The following is a 13,897-nucleotide window of genomic DNA, read 5'->3' as shown; positions in this document are numbered from 1 at the left end:
CGTCACCTGGTCCATCTGGTTCATGGCCTGGCTGACTTCCTTGAGGCCGATCGCCTGCTCGCTGGCCGATGCCGAGATTTCCCGGATCAGGCCATTGATGCGCATCACCTGCTCGGAGATGTTGTGCAGCGTGTCGCCGGCGCGGCCGACGAGATCGACGCCTTCCTTGACCTGGACGGCCGAGGTGTTGATGAGCGTCTTGATCTCCTTGGCGGCATTCGCCGAACGCTGGGCCAGTTCGCGCACTTCCTGGGCAACGACCGCAAAGCCCTTGCCCGCTTCACCCGCACGCGCGGCTTCGACACCGGCGTTCAGCGCCAGCAGGTTGGTCTGGAACGCGATCTCGTCGATGACGCCGATGATGCGCGAGACCTCGGTGGAGGACTGCTCGATCCCGTGCATCGAGGCGATCGCCTTGCGCACGACATCGCCGGAGCGTTCCGCATCCTCGCAGGCGTGGTTGACGTTGTCGGCGGCCGTGCGGGCATTGTCGGCGCTGGAATTGACCTGCGCGGTCAGCTCGTTCAGGGCCGCAGCCGTTTCTTCGAGGCTCGCCGCCTGCTGTTCCGTTCGCTTGGCCAGATCAGACGCGCTGCCGCTGATCTCGCTGGTGCCGGAGCCGATATTGACGACGCTGAGGTTCATCGTCGTGATGGTTTCTTCAAGGGCAGCCAGCGCCGCGTTGAAGTCCTGCTTCAGCTTGCCGTATTCGCCCGGGAATTCATCGGTAATGCGGTGGCTGAGATTGCCCTGCGACAGTTCCGACAGGCCGGCGCCGACGATGGACACGATGTGCCGCTGCAGCGATACCGACTGCTGGCGTTCGCTTTCCGAACGACCGCGTTCGTCTTCCGCTTCCTGGCGCTGGCTCTTGGCTTCTGCTTCGAGACGGCGGCTGTCGGCGAGCGCATGGCGGAAGCCTTCGAGCGCCTTGGCAACCGAGCCCGTTTCGTCCGAGCGATCCTGGCCGACGACCGGCTGCTCATAGCGGCCTTCGCTCAGCATCTTGACGCTGGCGACGAGGCCACCGAGCGGCTTCTGCACGAAGGCGCGGACGGCGAAGTAGAGCGCCAGCATGACGGCTGCCAGAACAACGATGCCTGCGACGATCATCATGAAGGTCTGGTCCTGCACCGGCGCGTTGATCGCGCTGTGCGGCACGTCGACGAGGATGACCCAGTTGGTGTTCACGTCAGGCAGCGCAAAGGGATAGACCACGCGGTCGAACTGCTCGCCGCCATCGATCGAGAGGTTCTTGACGACGGCAGGCGCAAGCGTCGAGAGGCCGGTCTTGACCGCATCGGCACCTTCACCCTCGTAGGGCTTCATCGCCAGATCCTTCGACGGCGCGACGATCCAGTTGCCGCCCTGCGAAAGCAGGGTCACGCGGCCGGTGCCGAAGGGATGCAGGCCGCCGAGCTTGTCGGCGAGCGACTTCAGCGAAATGTCGACGCCGCTGACGCCGATCATCTTGCCGCCGGACATGACCGGGTAGCCGATGGAGGTCATCGCGGTGTTTTCGCCGGTGGTGCTTTCAGCGTAAGGCGAGGAGATCGCGCCCTTCTTGCTGGCGGCGGCAAGGCTGTACCATTCGGCCTTGTAGTCCGATGCGAACACCGAGAACGTGAAGCCGCCATCCTTCTTCTTGGTCCAATAGGCGTTGAACGCGCCGTTCTTGTCCGAGCCGAGATCCGTGCGGCCGGCAAGCGACGGCGACTGGCCGTCGAACGCATTCGGTTCTTCGCCGAACCAGCTGCCGAAGGCGAACTGGTTGCGCTCGACATTGGCCTTCAGCATATCGACGATCGCCTTGCGATCCAGATACTTGCCTTCGTGGCCGCGGCCGATGACGCCGGCCATGGAGCGCGCGGCGCCCGCAAGTTCGCCGACCGAGGACGCGACTTCGTTGGCGATGGCCTTCGCCTCTAGATTGGCTTGATCCATGGTCAGCGTTTCCACGCGATCACGGGTTTCGCCGATGAGGAAGAAATTGGAGATCAGGAGAACCAGTGCGATCGCGCAGCCGGTGATCACAATGAGTTTGGCCGCAAGCGATTTCATGCGAAAGATGAACATGCATTCCTCGGGGGGATCAAGGATGGGCCAGGCGAAGCATCCGCCGGCACAAGAAGCGAGGGCGGCTACATCATGAAGCCGCCGTGGCGAGTGCCGCGTCCCCTTGGAGAGGGAGCCGGCGATCACGCGGAAGATCGCCGGAAACCTATTAAATTTAAGTGAAATGCGATGATAATTCGACCCATCGCAAGCAAACGCATCGCCGATGTCGTCGGCGGATAACGCCTATAGTTTGTTTGCGACGTCTTCGCGCGATGGAATGGACGGCTGGGCGCCTGCCTTGAGGCATGCGAGCGAGCCGGCAACGGCTGCGCGACGCAGCGCCTTCGCGAAATCCAGGCCCTCATCAAGGCTGGCGGCGAGATAGCCGCAGAAGGTGTCGCCCGCGCCAACCGTATCCACCGGCTCGATCTTCAACCCTTTCGCCCGCCACATAGCGCCGTCGCGGATCGCCACGACGCCGTCAGCCCCGAGCGTGACGATCAGTGTTTGCCCAGTCTCGGCGTTCAGGCGCTGCAACGCCATCTCCCGCTCCTCCGGCGTCATGTTTTCCTGCCCGGCCAGAAGCTCGAACTCGGTCTCGTTGGCGATGACGATATCGGCAAGGCGCCCGAGGCGCGCGGCATCGTCGATCAGCGGCGCGAGATTGAGAATGGTGGTCACGCCCTTGGCGCGCGCGGCAGCCAATGCCTGCTCGACTGCGGGAACCGGGATTTCGAGCTGCAGCATCAGCGTGTCGCCCTTGCTCATCGCGCCGACGGCCTGATCCGCATCCTGCGCGGTGACCGTACCGTTCGCGCCCGGCACGACGGCGATCATGTTCTCGCCGTCTCCGCCCACGAGTATGATCGCGGTTCCGGTCGGCTGGTCGGCGCGCTTGACGGACTGGAGATCCGTGCCGGCATCCTTGAGGAGCGCAAGCGCCTCGTCCGAAAAGCCATCATGACCGACGGCGCCCGCCATGGTCACGCTGCGGCCGGCGCGGCGCGCGGCCAGCGCCTGGTTGGCGCCCTTGCCGCCGGCGGCCGTCGAAAAGCCGTTGCCGGCCACCGTCTCGCCAGGCTTCGGAAGCCGTTGCGTCGTGGCGATGAGGTCCATGTTGATGGAGCCGAAAACGGTGATCATGCGAGGTGTCCTTCCCAATGCTTTTGTCGGGCGCGACACTGCCGAAGGCCTCACTCGTCGTCAACCACCCTTAGCTTGAGAAGCCCCGTTCTGCTCTCCACGGATTTCGACGCCGGCGCACTTTCATCCGGGACGCGGCTTGCGTCAGCACTCTCGAATTCCAGCGCCTCGATCTTGGCGCCGCGCTTGGTCAGCTTGTCGGCCGAGGTGACGATCATGTCGACGTCCTTCTGCGCCATGGCGAAATGCCCCTGCAGCTTACGCACGCGGTCGTCGAGGCGGCCGAGATCATCCATCAGATTGGCGACTTCGCCCTGAATGACATGCGCCTGCGCCTGCATCCGCTGATCCTTCAAGACAGCCTGGATGACCTGGATCGACAACATCAGCAGCGACGGCGAAACGATCACCACGCGGGCCCGATGCGCCTTCTGCACGATCGCCTCGAAATTCTCGTGAATTTCCGCGAAGATCGATTCCGACGGCACGAACAGGAAGGCGGTATCCTGCGTCTCCCCCTGGATCAGATACTTCTCCGCGATATCGCGGATATGGGTCTCCATGTCGCGCCGAAACTGCTGCGATGCGGCCTTGGCAAGCTCCGGCCCGCCCGCGTCGCGAATGGCGTTCCATGCCTCCAGCGGAAACTTGGCGTCGATGACGAGCGGCGGCGCGCCGTTGGGCATGCGGATCGTGCAATCCGGACGGGAGCCGTTGCTCAGCGTCTGCTGGAAGGCATAGGCGCCGATCGGCAGGCCATCGGCAACGATCGTTTCCATCCGCGATTGGCCAAAGGCGCCGCGCGTCTGCTTGTTGGACAGGATCGCCTGCAGCCCGACGACGTCCTTGGCGAGCGTCTGGATATTGTTCTGCGCCGCATCGATCACCGCCAGCCGCTCCTGCAGCTTCCTCAGGTTCTCATGCGTCGACTTGGTCTGCTCGGTGATGGTCGAGTTGACCCGCTGCGACATGCCGTCCAGGCGCTGGCTGATCGCCTGGTTGAGCTCGGACTGGCGCGAGCCGAACACCTCCGCCATCGCCGCCATCCGGCCCTGCATTTCCGATTGGATCCGCAACAGTTCCATCATCCGCGCATCCGCCTCGGCGGCACGCTCCAGCGCCTCTTCCGCCTGCTCGCGCCGCGCCTGGCCACCACGAACGAGCAAGGCGAGCATCAAGACGATCACGATAGCCAGTGCCGCGCCGGCAAGGGCGAGCGACATGGGGCTGAGGCCGGAAAGGGTGGCGGAAAACGAGTCGGTGCTGGTTGTCATTTCAGCACCATAGCAAAGTCGCGCAGCTTTTCCAGATCAAAACGTGAACATCGTAAATGGTCTTGCCGGCGATACCCGAGCTTCACATTCGAGCGCTAGCTAAGAAATAACCGCATAATTTAACGCTTGCGAAACTATATTCGGCAAAAGCTGCGCGAAAATTGCCCTTCGTCAAATGAAAAAGCAGAAATATATTATGAGCAGCCAGCAGCCTGAAAACGGTCTCAAGCAACGCCTCGATTTCATCGAACTGGACGACAACGCGCGGCAATCGCTGCGCCAGATGCGCCCGGCGATTTCGGAGCTCTTGAGCGGCGCGCTCGAACGATTCTACGGAAAGCTGGCGCGCACGCCCTCGGTCGCGAGCTTCTTCTCCGACAAGTCGCATATGAACAGTGCCAAGACCCGGCAGGAAGCCCATTGGGCCAATCTCGCCGGCGGCAATTTCGACGAAGCCTACGTCAAGGGCGTTGTCGCGGTCGGCAAGACGCATGCGCGCATCGGCCTCGAGCCGCGCTGGTACATCGGCGGCTACGCGCTTCTGATGAGCGATCTGATCAAGGGGCTGATGGCCAAGGAATGGCCGTCGCGCTTCGGTCGCGGCCAGGGCAAGCTGCTCGGCGAAAAGCTCACCGCCGTCGTCAAGGCGGCGATGCTCGATATGGATTATTCGATCTCGGTCTATCTGGAAGCGCTGGAAGAAAAGCGGCTGAAGCTTGAAGAGGAACGCCACAAGGCGGAAGCCGACCAGGCAATGGCGCTGAGCCATCTTCGCCGCGGTCTGGAAGCGCTGTCGCGGGGTGATCTCGAAGCCACCTTGCCGGCTGACCTGCCGGGCAACTTCAAGGATATGGGCGACGACTACAATCGCGCTGTCGCGGCCCTTCGCGCCTCCTTCGCATCCGTTCGCGCCACATCCGGCGAAATCCTGCGCGGCACCGATGTGATCGCCAAGGGTTCCGACGATCTGGCGCTGCGCACCGCCCAGCAGGCCGCCGGCGTCGAGGAAAGCTCGGCCGCCCTGCAGCAGCTCTCCGTCAGCGTCGGCCAGACGGCATCGAACGCCGAAAAGGCGTCGGCCGCGGTGCGCGAAACGCAGCAGAAGGCCAAGAACTCCGGGGAACTGGTCACCAGCGCCGTCTCCGCCATGGCCGGCATCGAACGCTCGTCGAGCGAGATCACCAAGATCATCGGCGTTATCGACGATATTGCTTTCCAGACCAATCTTCTCGCGCTGAACGCCGGCGTTGAAGCAGCCCGCGCCGGCGAAGCCGGAAAGGGTTTTGCCGTCGTCGCCCAGGAAGTCCGCCAACTGGCACAGCGCTCGGCCGATGCCGCCAAGGAGATCAAGAAGCTGATCTCCGAGAGCTCCGCGCAGGTGAACCAGGGCGTCGATATCGTCAGCAGCACCGGCGAATCGCTCAGCGACATGATCAACCGCATCGACAATATCAGCAGCTTCGTTGCCGATATCGCCGCGGCCGCCCGCGATCAGGCGACCGGCGTCAACGAGGTCAGCGTCGCCATCCGCAACATGGACACCATCACCCAGCAGAATTCGGGCATGGTGGAGCGCACCTCGTCGGAAACCCGGCGCCTGCGCAATGAGGTGGAAGGCCTGGTCGGCCTGCTCGAGCGGTTCCGCACCGACAGCGCCAGCCACGCCGGCTATCAGGCCTCGCGCCGCGCCGCCTGAGGCAAAAGCGTCGAAATTGCGAAGGCGGCGTAAAAAAGCGCCGCCTCCGGCTATCGGATAATTCCATCCCGCAAAAAGATGGGTTATGGGGAACGCCATGACCATCAAGCCACTCATCATTCTTCCCGATCCGCTGCTCCGTCAGGTTTCCAAGCCGATCGAGCGCGTCGACAGCGATCTCCAGCGTCTCGCCGACGACATGCTGGAGACCATGTACGATGCTCCTGGCATCGGGCTGGCCGCCATCCAGATCGGCGTTGCCCGCCGCATGCTCGTCATCGACGTTGCGCGCGAGGGCGAGGAAAAGCAGCCGCTCGTCTTCATCAACCCCGAAATCGTCTCTTCCTCCGACGAGCGCTCGGTCTATGAAGAGGGCTGCCTCTCGATCCCGGATTACTATGCCGAGGTCGAACGCCCGGCGACCGTCGGCGTCAAGTATCTCGACCGCGACGGCAAGGAGCAGACGATGGAAGCCGACAGCCTGCTCGCCACCTGCCTGCAGCACGAGATCGACCACCTGAACGGCGTGCTCTTCATCGACCACATCTCCCGTCTGAAGCGCGAGATGGTCATCAAGAAGTTCACCAAGGCCGCCAAGACCACCAAGGCGCTCTGAGCGCCAGGTTGAAAATGCTGCCCGGCCCTTCTATGATATCAGTGATATCAAATAGGAGGTACCGATATGGGTGATCTTCTGATCCGCAATATTTCGGACGCGTTGAAGCGTGATATTTCCGTGCGCGCCGAGAAGAACGGGAATAGCCTTTCCGATGAGGCGAAGAACCTCCTGCAGAAGGCCATAGTCGATGTCTCGGGCGCCGATACGCCGACGCGGTCGGCTCTCGATGGATTTCGCGATATATTTTCGCCGCTGACCGATGACGAGCGGGAAGAATTTGCGAAGATCATGGATGACATCGAGGCAGAGCGGAAGAAGGATTTTGGCCGGCCGCTCGAGGGCTTCGATTGATCGTTCTCGACACCAACGTAATTTCGGAAGTTATAAAGCCGGGATGCGATCCACGGGTGCTCGCGTGGACTGCCGTTCAGGCCGAAGATCGGCTGTATCTCTGTGATACGGTGCTGATGGAACAATCATACGGAGCCGAGCGCGTTTGGCTTCGTGACAAATCCCGCCGCTACTATGACTCCCTCGACAGGCTGCTGGTTGCCTATAGCGGTCGGATACTTTCATGCGACCGCTCTGCGGCAATTGAGACAGGCAAAGTCCTCGCCCGTCGCGAATCCGTCGGCCGGCCGATCTCGGTGCAGGATGCCATGATCGCCGCCATCTGCCTCATCCACAGCGCCACGCTTGCGACGCGCAACACAAAAGACTTCGAAGGGCTTGATCTCAAGCTCGTAAACCCGTTTGAAGGCGGCTGATCTTCAAGATTGGCCCCGAGCCAGGAATTGGCGGCATAGAATGTCTCTTCGCATCATCTTCATGGGTACGCCCGACTTCTCCGTCCCGACGCTGCGCGCGTTGGTCGACGCCGGCCACACGATCCTGGCGGTCTATACGCAGCCGCCGCGTCCCGGCGGGCGTCGCGGGCTCGATCTGCAGAAGTCGCCGGTGCATCAGGCGGCCGAACTCCTGGGCCTGCCCGTCTTCACGCCCGTCAATTTCAAGGATCCGGAAGAGCGCGAGCGCTTCGCAGCCCACAAGGCCGATGTCGCCGTCGTCGTCGCCTACGGGCTCTTGCTCCCCGAAGCGATCCTCAACGGCACGCGATATGGCTGCTACAACGGCCACGCCTCGCTGCTGCCGCGCTGGCGCGGCGCAGCCCCCATCCAGCGCGCGATCATGGCCGGAGACGAGAAGACCGGCATGATGGTGATGAAGATGGACAAGGGGCTGGACACCGGCGCCGTCGCTATCACCAGCGAAGTCGCGATCGGCGAAAACATGACGGCTGGCGAGCTCCACGACAGGCTGATGCTTGCTGGCGCCAAGGCGATGGCCGAGGCCATGGTCAAGCTCGAGATGGGCGACCTGCCGCTGACGCCGCAGCCCGAGGACGGCGTGCTCTACGCATCGAAGATCGACAAGGCCGAAACGCGCATCGATTTCTCGCGCGATGCCGCCGACGTCCACAACCACATTCGCGGCCTGGCCCCGTTCCCGGGCGCCTGGTTCGAGCTCGAAATCTCAGGCAAGCCGGAGCGCGTCAAGGTGCTGGGCTCCGAGCGAGCCGAGGGATCGGGTGTTGCGGGTGAATTGCTGAGCGATGATCTCGTCATTGCCTGCGGCACCGGCGCCGTGAGATTGACGAAGCTGCAAAAGGCCGGCGGCAAGCCGTTGGCTGCGGCCGACTTCCTGCGCGGCACGCCGCTTGCCAAGGGCACGAGGCTCGCCTGATGTTCCGCTATCGCATGATCGTCGAATATGACGGCTCGCAATATGTCGGCTGGCAGCGGCAGGACAATGGTCCCTCGGTGCAGGGCGCGATCGAGAAGGCCATCCTGTCGGCGAGCGGCGAGGTCGTCTCAATCCGAGGCGCCGGCCGCACCGATTCCGGCGTCCATGCCATGGGCCAGGTCGTCCATGCCGATCTCTCGAAGGAGTGGTCGCCCTTCAAGCTGCAGAACGCGCTCAACGCGCATCTGAGGCTCGCTGGAGAACGCGTCGCGATCCTCGATGTCGAGAGTGCCAGCGAGTTCTTCGACGCACGCTTCTCGGCGCTGCGCCGTCACTATCTCTACCGCATCATCAGCCGCCGTGCGCCGCTGGCGCTGGAGGCGGGCAAGGCCTGGTTCGTGGCGAAGACGCTCGATCACGAAGTCATGCACGCCGCCGCCCAGACGCTGGTCGGCAAGCACGACTTCACCACCTTCCGCTCGGCTCATTGCCAGGCAAACAGCCCGGTGCGCACGCTCGATCGTCTGGATGTCACCCGCACCGGCGACCTCATCGAAATCCGAGCCACCGCCCAGAGCTTCCTGCACAACCAGATCCGCTCCTTCGCGGGCACGCTGAAGCTTGCGGGCGAGGGGCGCTGGACGCCGGATGATGTCCGCGCGGCGCTGGAGGCGAGGGATCGCAAGGCCTGCGGCCCCGTCGCCCCGCCCGACGGTCTTTATTTCATGCAGGTCGATTATCCCGACGTGATGGTCGACCGCCGCAAAGAAACGGAAACAGCCGATGCCGACGACGATCTATCATAACCCCGCTTGCGGCACCTCGCGCAACACGCTGGCCATGATCTGCCAGTCGGGCGAGGAACCCCTGATCGTCGAATATCTGAAGACCCCGCCAAGCCGCGAGACCCTGGTCGCGCTGATCGCCGAAATGGGCATCCCCGTCCGCGCGCTGCTACGAGAGAAGGGCACGCCTTATGACGACCTCGGCCTTGCCGATCCTGATCTCAGCGACGAACATCTCCTCGACGCCATGCTCGCCCATCCGATCCTCATCAACCGCCCCATCGTCCAGACCACCAAAGGCACCCGCCTCTGCCGCCCGTCCGAAGTGGTGTTGGAGATATTGGAGAACCCGATCGGCGTCTTCACCAAGGAAGACGGCGAGGTCGTCGGCAGCAGCTAGACCACGCAGTTAGCTTGAAATAGTGCGTATCATGCACTATTCTCGTGGTCGTCAACAGAGATCGCAACAGGACAGCGATGCCGACCCTCGTGACGATCGGCAACATCAAGGTGCGAGTGTTCGCGGATGATCACAATCCGCCGCATTTCCATGTGTTGACGCCGGATCACGAGGCATTGGTCGCGATCTCCGATTTCACTGTGCTGCGCGGTTCTATCGATCGTCGCAGCTATGAGATCGCCGTGAAATGGGCGTCTGAAAACAGGGAGCGTCTGGAACATGAGTGGCAACGTCTCAACGCGCGATGACATGATTGTTGTCGGTGAACCGCTCCCGAGGATAGCGGCGGTCGAGCCGCTCGACGCGCGCAATGTCAGGATAGACTGGGCATCGGGAGAAACGGTCGTTCTCGATCTCGCTCCCGCCTTGCAGAGCCGACGCATCTACATTCCGCTGCGCGCCGACGATACGCTTTTCAGCCGCGTGTCCGTCAACGAGGATGGCGATGGCATCGAATGGCCGGGCGAGGATCTGGAGTTTTCCGCCGCGTGGCTCGCCAGCCTTCCGCCGATCGAGTTCTCGAATGCGGACTTTCGGGCGGCGATGGATGAGCTCGGCAACAGCCTGGATGGCATGGCGGCGGCGTTGCAGATTTCGAGGCGGCTGGTCGCGGACTACCGCAAGGATAAGCCGATCCCGCGCCACATCGCTTTCGCCACACGTTACATGCTCGAGTATCGGCTCAAGCACGCGATCTAGACCGGATAAATCCCTAAAAACCGCTGCATGAATTCCGACAGCATCAGCGCCGGAACGAAGAGAACCAGCGTCATCGCGCCGATCAAGAGCCCGTTGCCGTTGAAGATCATTCGCAAAATTCGCGCGATGGCGAAGACCTGGGCCAGCATGAAGGCAAGCAGCAGCAGCGAGACGATGCCGATCGTGCCGGGCAGGAAGAACACCAGCGCCAGCAGCAAGCCGTTGATATAGGAGAGCGGCACGCCCAGCCAGTTGACGCTGACGACGACGGCCGAGAAGCGCTCGCCCTTCTTCATGGCGAGCAAGAGCAGGCCCGCCAGCACCAGCGGCACGAACCAATTCGCCGCCTCGACAAGGCCCAGCCTGAAGTAGAAGACCAGACCGACATCGGTGTGCGGCGGCATGGTGCGCAGGAAGGATTCGCGCCACCAGAGCCAGGAAATCCCCATTGGCGGCAGGCACCAGACGAAGGCCCAGAAGGAGCGGTTGACGCCGCGATCCGACATGTCGAGAAACCGGAAGCCGGCCGGATCCATTCGGATCAGCAACCAGAGGCCGGCCAGATAATACTGGACTTCCCTAAACCCCGGCATTCTCGAACCAGCGCGCGATAAAGGTTTCGTAGACGACCGTCAGCCGCTCGAGGTCTTCAACCGCGACGCGTTCGTCGACCATGTGCATGGTCTGCCCGACGAGGCCGAACTCGACGACGGGGCAGTAATCCTTGATGAAGCGCGCATCCGAGGTGCCGCCCGTGGTCGACAGCTTGGGCGATTGGCCGGTCACGCTTTCGATGGCCGATGACAGCGAGGCGATCAATGCGTTGTTGCGGGTGAGGAAGACGTGGCTCGGGCGCTCGGCCCAGACGATATCGTATTTGAACGGCGCGCGGCCGGGCCTCAGCACACCCTCGCTGGCGGCGGCGTCGAGGCGGCGGATGATTTCCTGCTGCAGCGTCTCGGCAGTCCAGGTGTCGTTGAAGCGAATGTTGAAGCTCGCCGTCGCCTTGGCTGGCACGACGTTGGTCGCCGGATTGCCGACGTCGACGGTCGTCACTTCGAGATTGGACGGCTGGAAGTTCTCGGTGCCGGCATCGAAGGGCGGGTGCATCAGCGCCTGCGTTAGCTGCAGGATCCCGCGCACGGCGTTGTCTGCCAGGTCAGGATAGGCGGCATGGCCCTGCACGCCATGGGCGGTGATCTTGCCCGACAGCGAGCCGCGGCGACCGATCTTGATCATCTCGCCCAGCGTGTTCGGGTTGGTCGGCTCGCCGACAAGGCAGGCGTCCCAGCGCTCGCCACGCTCGGCTGCCCATTGCAGCAGCTTGATCGTGCCGTTGACAGCGGGGCCTTCCTCGTCGCCCGTGATCAGGAACGAGACGGAGCCCTTTGGCGCACCGTGCTTTTCGATATGGCGGGCGATGGCAGCCACGAAGCAGGCGACGCCGCCCTTCATGTCGACAGCGCCGCGACCGAAGAGTTCGCCGCCCGCGATCTCGGCGGCAAAGGGCGGGTGCGTCCATGCGCCTTCGTCGCCAACGGGCACCACATCGGTATGGCCGGCAAACATCAGGTGCGGGCCGTCATTGCCGAGCCGGGCATAAAGGTTCTCGATATCCGGCGTGCCGGGCTCCGTCGCCTTCACCTTGTCGACCTTGAAGCCGAGCGGCGACAGCATCGCCTCCAGCGCCGAAAGCGCGCCGCCCTCGGCGGGCGTAACGGATGGGCAGCGGATCAGGGTCTGGAGATTGGCAACGGGATCGGTAGCGGTCATGACAGTGGAACTATCCGGCGGTAATGGCAAAGAAAAGGCAAGGGAGAGTTGCATCAGGCGAAATGCGCCGTTCGCTTACGGCAGCCTGATATCGGGCAGGAAAATGGTGCGGTGCCGCGCACGAATTCTGTCACGCGCGGCACCGAATAGAAGCTGAATTAGTCGCGCAGCAGTTCGTTGATGCCGGTCTTCGAGCGGGTCTTCTCATCGACCGTCTTGACGATCACGGCGCAGTAGAGGTGCGGCGCGGCAAGGCCGTTCGGCATGGTGGCGTTGCCCGATGGCATGGAGCCGGCGACGACGACGGAGTAGGGCGGTACTTCGCCGTAGAAGACTTCGCCGGTGGCGCGGTTGACGATCTTCGTCGACTTGCCGATGTAGACGCCCATGCCGAGAACCGAGCCCTCGCGGATGATGCAGCCTTCGACGACTTCCGAGCGGGCGCCGATGAAACAATTGTCCTCGATGATGGTCGGGCCGGCCTGCATCGGCTCGAGCACGCCGCCGATGCCGACGCCGCCCGAGAGATGCACGTGCTTGCCGATCTGTGCGCAGGAGCCGACCGTCGCCCAGGTATCGACCATCGTGCCCTCGTCGACGAACGCGCCGAGGTTGACGAAGGACGGCATCAGCACGACGTTCTTGCCGATATGGGCCGAGCGGCGCACGACGCAGTTCGGCACGGCGCGGAAGCCGGCGGCGCGGTATTCGTTCTCACCCCAGTTCTCGAACTTGGACGGCACCTTGTCCCACCATGTCGAGTTGCCGGAGCCGCCCTTGACGACTTCCATGTCGTTCAGGCGGAAGGAGAGGAGAACGGCCTTCTTCAGCCACTGGTTCACCTTCCACGCGCCATCGGCGCCGCGTTCGGCAACGCGCACCTTGCCGCCGTCGAGAAGCTCGAGCGCGGTTTCAACCGCGTCGCGTACTTCGCCCTTGGTCGAGGTGTTGACGCTGTCGCGGTTGTCGAAGGCGGCTTCGAGTGTCTTTTCGAGGGCGGAGAGGTCGGTGGCGCTCATGAGAATTCCTTAAACTTCGATCTTTATCGTTGGAGGCGGAGGCCTCCGGGAATTGTGATTGGCGGGATGCGATCTGCTCTATCGCATGCAGGGCTAAAATGGAATGATTTTTCGGGACCGGTTGGCTCCCGATCACTGCTACAAAACGACATACCGGCTGCACTGCCGGCAGGACTGAAAGGCATTGGAATGGCAAAGGCGAAAAACGGCAGACTGCGGCGCAAGGACGGCGTCTGGGATCCGTTGAAATCAAGCGAGACAGACAAGCAGCGCGCCGAAGCCGTGCCGAAAACGCCGCAGACCCTGTCGCCGGCCTATCGCCTTGCTTATGCCGACGAGGACTTCCTGTGCCGCGAGGAATTGCGGCCGATCCGCCTGCAGCTGGAGCTGATGAAGCCGGAAATGCTGCTCACCGAGCGCGGCATCAAATCGACAGTCGTGATGTTCGGCGGCGCCCGCATTCCCGCACCCGGCCAGAGTGCCTGGGCGGCCCGCAACGACACGCAGCGCGCCAATCTGGAAGCGGCCTCCGTCTATTATGACGAGGCGCGCAAATTCGCCCGCCTTTGCTCGAAATACGCGGCCGGCTTCGATTTCCACGAATATGTCGTCGTCACCGGCGGCGGCC

15 protein-coding genes and 1 pseudogene are annotated in these 13,897 nt (G+C 62.9%); 10 read left to right on the top strand and 6 right to left on the bottom strand.

Annotated elements, in window-relative coordinates; translation table 11 throughout:
* From B3605_RS14780 to B3605_RS14770, 3 genes are all read right to left on the bottom strand, one after another.
* A partial coding sequence (locus B3605_RS14780) for a methyl-accepting chemotaxis protein (RefSeq protein ID WP_296434725.1) occupies positions 1-2,076 on the bottom strand: 2,076 nt, incomplete at its 3' end.
* Between the two features lie 225 nt (positions 2,077-2,301).
* Entirely contained in the window at positions 2,302-3,201 is a 900-nt protein-coding gene (locus B3605_RS14775) for a ribokinase (RefSeq protein ID WP_112941007.1), read from the bottom strand.
* Positions 3,202-3,251: 50 nt separating this feature from the next.
* Positions 3,252-4,475, bottom strand: coding sequence for a DNA recombination protein RmuC (locus B3605_RS14770; RefSeq protein WP_112941006.1), 1,224 nt, complete (start codon positions 4,473-4,475; stop codon positions 3,252-3,254).
* 196 nt (positions 4,476-4,671) lie between these two features.
* Between B3605_RS14770 and B3605_RS14765 the strand changes: the two genes are divergently transcribed.
* The 9 genes from B3605_RS14765 (at position 4,672) to B3605_RS14725 (ending at position 10,477) form a co-directional block, all read left to right on the top strand.
* Positions 4,672-6,171, top strand: a complete 1,500-nt coding sequence (locus B3605_RS14765) for a globin-coupled sensor protein (protein WP_112941036.1) — start codon at positions 4,672-4,674, stop codon at positions 6,169-6,171.
* A 97-nt stretch (positions 6,172-6,268) separates the two neighbouring features.
* Positions 6,269-6,787 (top strand): peptide deformylase, encoded by a 519-nt coding sequence (def, locus tag B3605_RS14760; RefSeq protein ID WP_026282951.1) that lies wholly within the window; start codon positions 6,269-6,271, stop codon positions 6,785-6,787.
* 66 nt (positions 6,788-6,853) lie between these two features.
* Positions 6,854-7,141 carry a FitA-like ribbon-helix-helix domain-containing protein gene (locus B3605_RS14755; RefSeq protein WP_112941005.1) on the top strand — a complete coding sequence of 96 codons (288 nt, stop codon included), beginning with the start codon at positions 6,854-6,856 and terminating at the stop codon, positions 7,139-7,141.
* A complete protein-coding gene (locus tag B3605_RS14750; RefSeq protein ID WP_112941004.1) occupies positions 7,138-7,557 on the top strand; it encodes a type II toxin-antitoxin system VapC family toxin in 420 nt (139 codons plus the stop codon). The genes B3605_RS14755 and B3605_RS14750 overlap by 4 nt, the downstream gene beginning before the upstream one ends.
* 40 nt (positions 7,558-7,597) lie before the next feature.
* Positions 7,598-8,533 carry a methionyl-tRNA formyltransferase gene (gene fmt / locus B3605_RS14745; RefSeq protein WP_112941003.1) on the top strand — a complete coding sequence of 312 codons (936 nt, stop codon included), beginning with the start codon at positions 7,598-7,600 and terminating at the stop codon, positions 8,531-8,533.
* On the top strand, positions 8,533-9,339 hold the full coding sequence (truA, locus tag B3605_RS14740; RefSeq protein ID WP_112941002.1) for a tRNA pseudouridine(38-40) synthase TruA: 807 nt from the start codon (positions 8,533-8,535) through the stop codon (positions 9,337-9,339). The genes fmt and truA overlap by 1 nt, the downstream gene beginning before the upstream one ends.
* The gene (gene arsC, locus B3605_RS14735) at positions 9,317-9,718 is read left to right on the top strand and encodes an arsenate reductase (glutaredoxin) (RefSeq protein WP_112973907.1); all 402 of its coding nucleotides are present in this window, start codon (positions 9,317-9,319) and stop codon (positions 9,716-9,718) included. The genes truA and arsC overlap by 23 nt, the downstream gene beginning before the upstream one ends.
* An 89-nt stretch (positions 9,719-9,807) precedes the next feature.
* A complete protein-coding gene (locus B3605_RS14730; RefSeq protein ID WP_296434717.1) occupies positions 9,808-10,026 on the top strand; it encodes a DUF4160 domain-containing protein in 219 nt (72 codons plus the stop codon).
* Positions 9,998-10,477: a DUF2442 domain-containing protein gene (locus B3605_RS14725; RefSeq protein ID WP_112940999.1), complete on the top strand. Its 480-nt coding sequence runs from the start codon at positions 9,998-10,000 to the stop codon at positions 10,475-10,477. The genes B3605_RS14730 and B3605_RS14725 overlap by 29 nt, the downstream gene beginning before the upstream one ends.
* Here B3605_RS14725 and B3605_RS14720 read toward each other — a convergent pair.
* The 3 genes from B3605_RS14720 to dapD form a co-directional block, all read right to left on the bottom strand.
* A complete protein-coding gene (locus B3605_RS14720) occupies positions 10,474-11,070 on the bottom strand; it encodes a hypothetical protein (protein ID WP_112940998.1) in 597 nt (198 codons plus the stop codon). The two genes, B3605_RS14725 and B3605_RS14720, sit on opposite strands and share 4 nt — an antisense overlap.
* Complete coding sequence (dapE, locus tag B3605_RS14715) at positions 11,057-12,250, bottom strand: succinyl-diaminopimelate desuccinylase (RefSeq protein ID WP_112940997.1); 1,194 nt, start codon at positions 12,248-12,250, stop codon at positions 11,057-11,059. The genes B3605_RS14720 and dapE overlap by 14 nt, the downstream gene beginning before the upstream one ends.
* Positions 12,251-12,408: 158 nt before the next feature.
* Complete coding sequence (gene dapD, locus B3605_RS14710; protein ID WP_112940996.1) at positions 12,409-13,269, bottom strand: 2,3,4,5-tetrahydropyridine-2,6-dicarboxylate N-succinyltransferase; 861 nt, start codon at positions 13,267-13,269, stop codon at positions 12,409-12,411.
* A 189-nt stretch (positions 13,270-13,458) separates the two neighbouring features.
* On the opposite strand from dapD, the pseudogene B3605_RS14705 reads away from it, so the two are divergent.
* A pseudogene (locus B3605_RS14705) lies at positions 13,459-13,897 on the top strand (lysine decarboxylase); the annotation flags it as partial.

Source organism: Rhizobium sp. UBA1881 (assembly GCF_002338015.1).
In the GTDB taxonomy this organism is placed as follows: Bacteria; Pseudomonadota; Alphaproteobacteria; order Rhizobiales; family Rhizobiaceae; genus Rhizobium.
Note: the sequence above shows the minus strand (reverse complement) of the source record. Positions and strands in the feature narration are given on the sequence as shown.

Excerpts from the sequence above, each read along its gene's own strand:
- dapD (WP_112940996.1), bottom strand. The coding sequence starts at position 13,269 with ATGAGCGCCACCGACCTCTCCGCCCTCGAAAAGACACTCGAAGCCGCC.
- dapE (WP_112940997.1), bottom strand. The coding sequence starts at position 12,250 with ATGACCGCTACCGATCCCGTTGCCAATCTCCAGACCCTGATCCGCTGC.
- def (WP_026282951.1), top strand. The coding sequence starts at position 6,269 with ATGACCATCAAGCCACTCATCATTCTTCCCGATCCGCTGCTCCGTCAG.
- arsC (WP_112973907.1), top strand. The coding sequence starts at position 9,317 with ATGCCGACGACGATCTATCATAACCCCGCTTGCGGCACCTCGCGCAAC.
- B3605_RS14725 (WP_112940999.1), top strand. The coding sequence starts at position 9,998 with ATGAGTGGCAACGTCTCAACGCGCGATGACATGATTGTTGTCGGTGAA.
- B3605_RS14720 (WP_112940998.1), bottom strand. The coding sequence starts at position 11,070 with ATGCCGGGGTTTAGGGAAGTCCAGTATTATCTGGCCGGCCTCTGGTTG.
- B3605_RS14755 (WP_112941005.1), top strand. The coding sequence starts at position 6,854 with ATGGGTGATCTTCTGATCCGCAATATTTCGGACGCGTTGAAGCGTGAT.
- B3605_RS14770 (WP_112941006.1), bottom strand. The coding sequence starts at position 4,475 with ATGACAACCAGCACCGACTCGTTTTCCGCCACCCTTTCCGGCCTCAGC.
- truA (WP_112941002.1), top strand. The coding sequence starts at position 8,533 with ATGTTCCGCTATCGCATGATCGTCGAATATGACGGCTCGCAATATGTC.
- fmt (WP_112941003.1), top strand. The coding sequence starts at position 7,598 with ATGTCTCTTCGCATCATCTTCATGGGTACGCCCGACTTCTCCGTCCCG.
- B3605_RS14775 (WP_112941007.1), bottom strand. The coding sequence starts at position 3,201 with ATGATCACCGTTTTCGGCTCCATCAACATGGACCTCATCGCCACGACG.
- B3605_RS14765 (WP_112941036.1), top strand. The coding sequence starts at position 4,672 with ATGAGCAGCCAGCAGCCTGAAAACGGTCTCAAGCAACGCCTCGATTTC.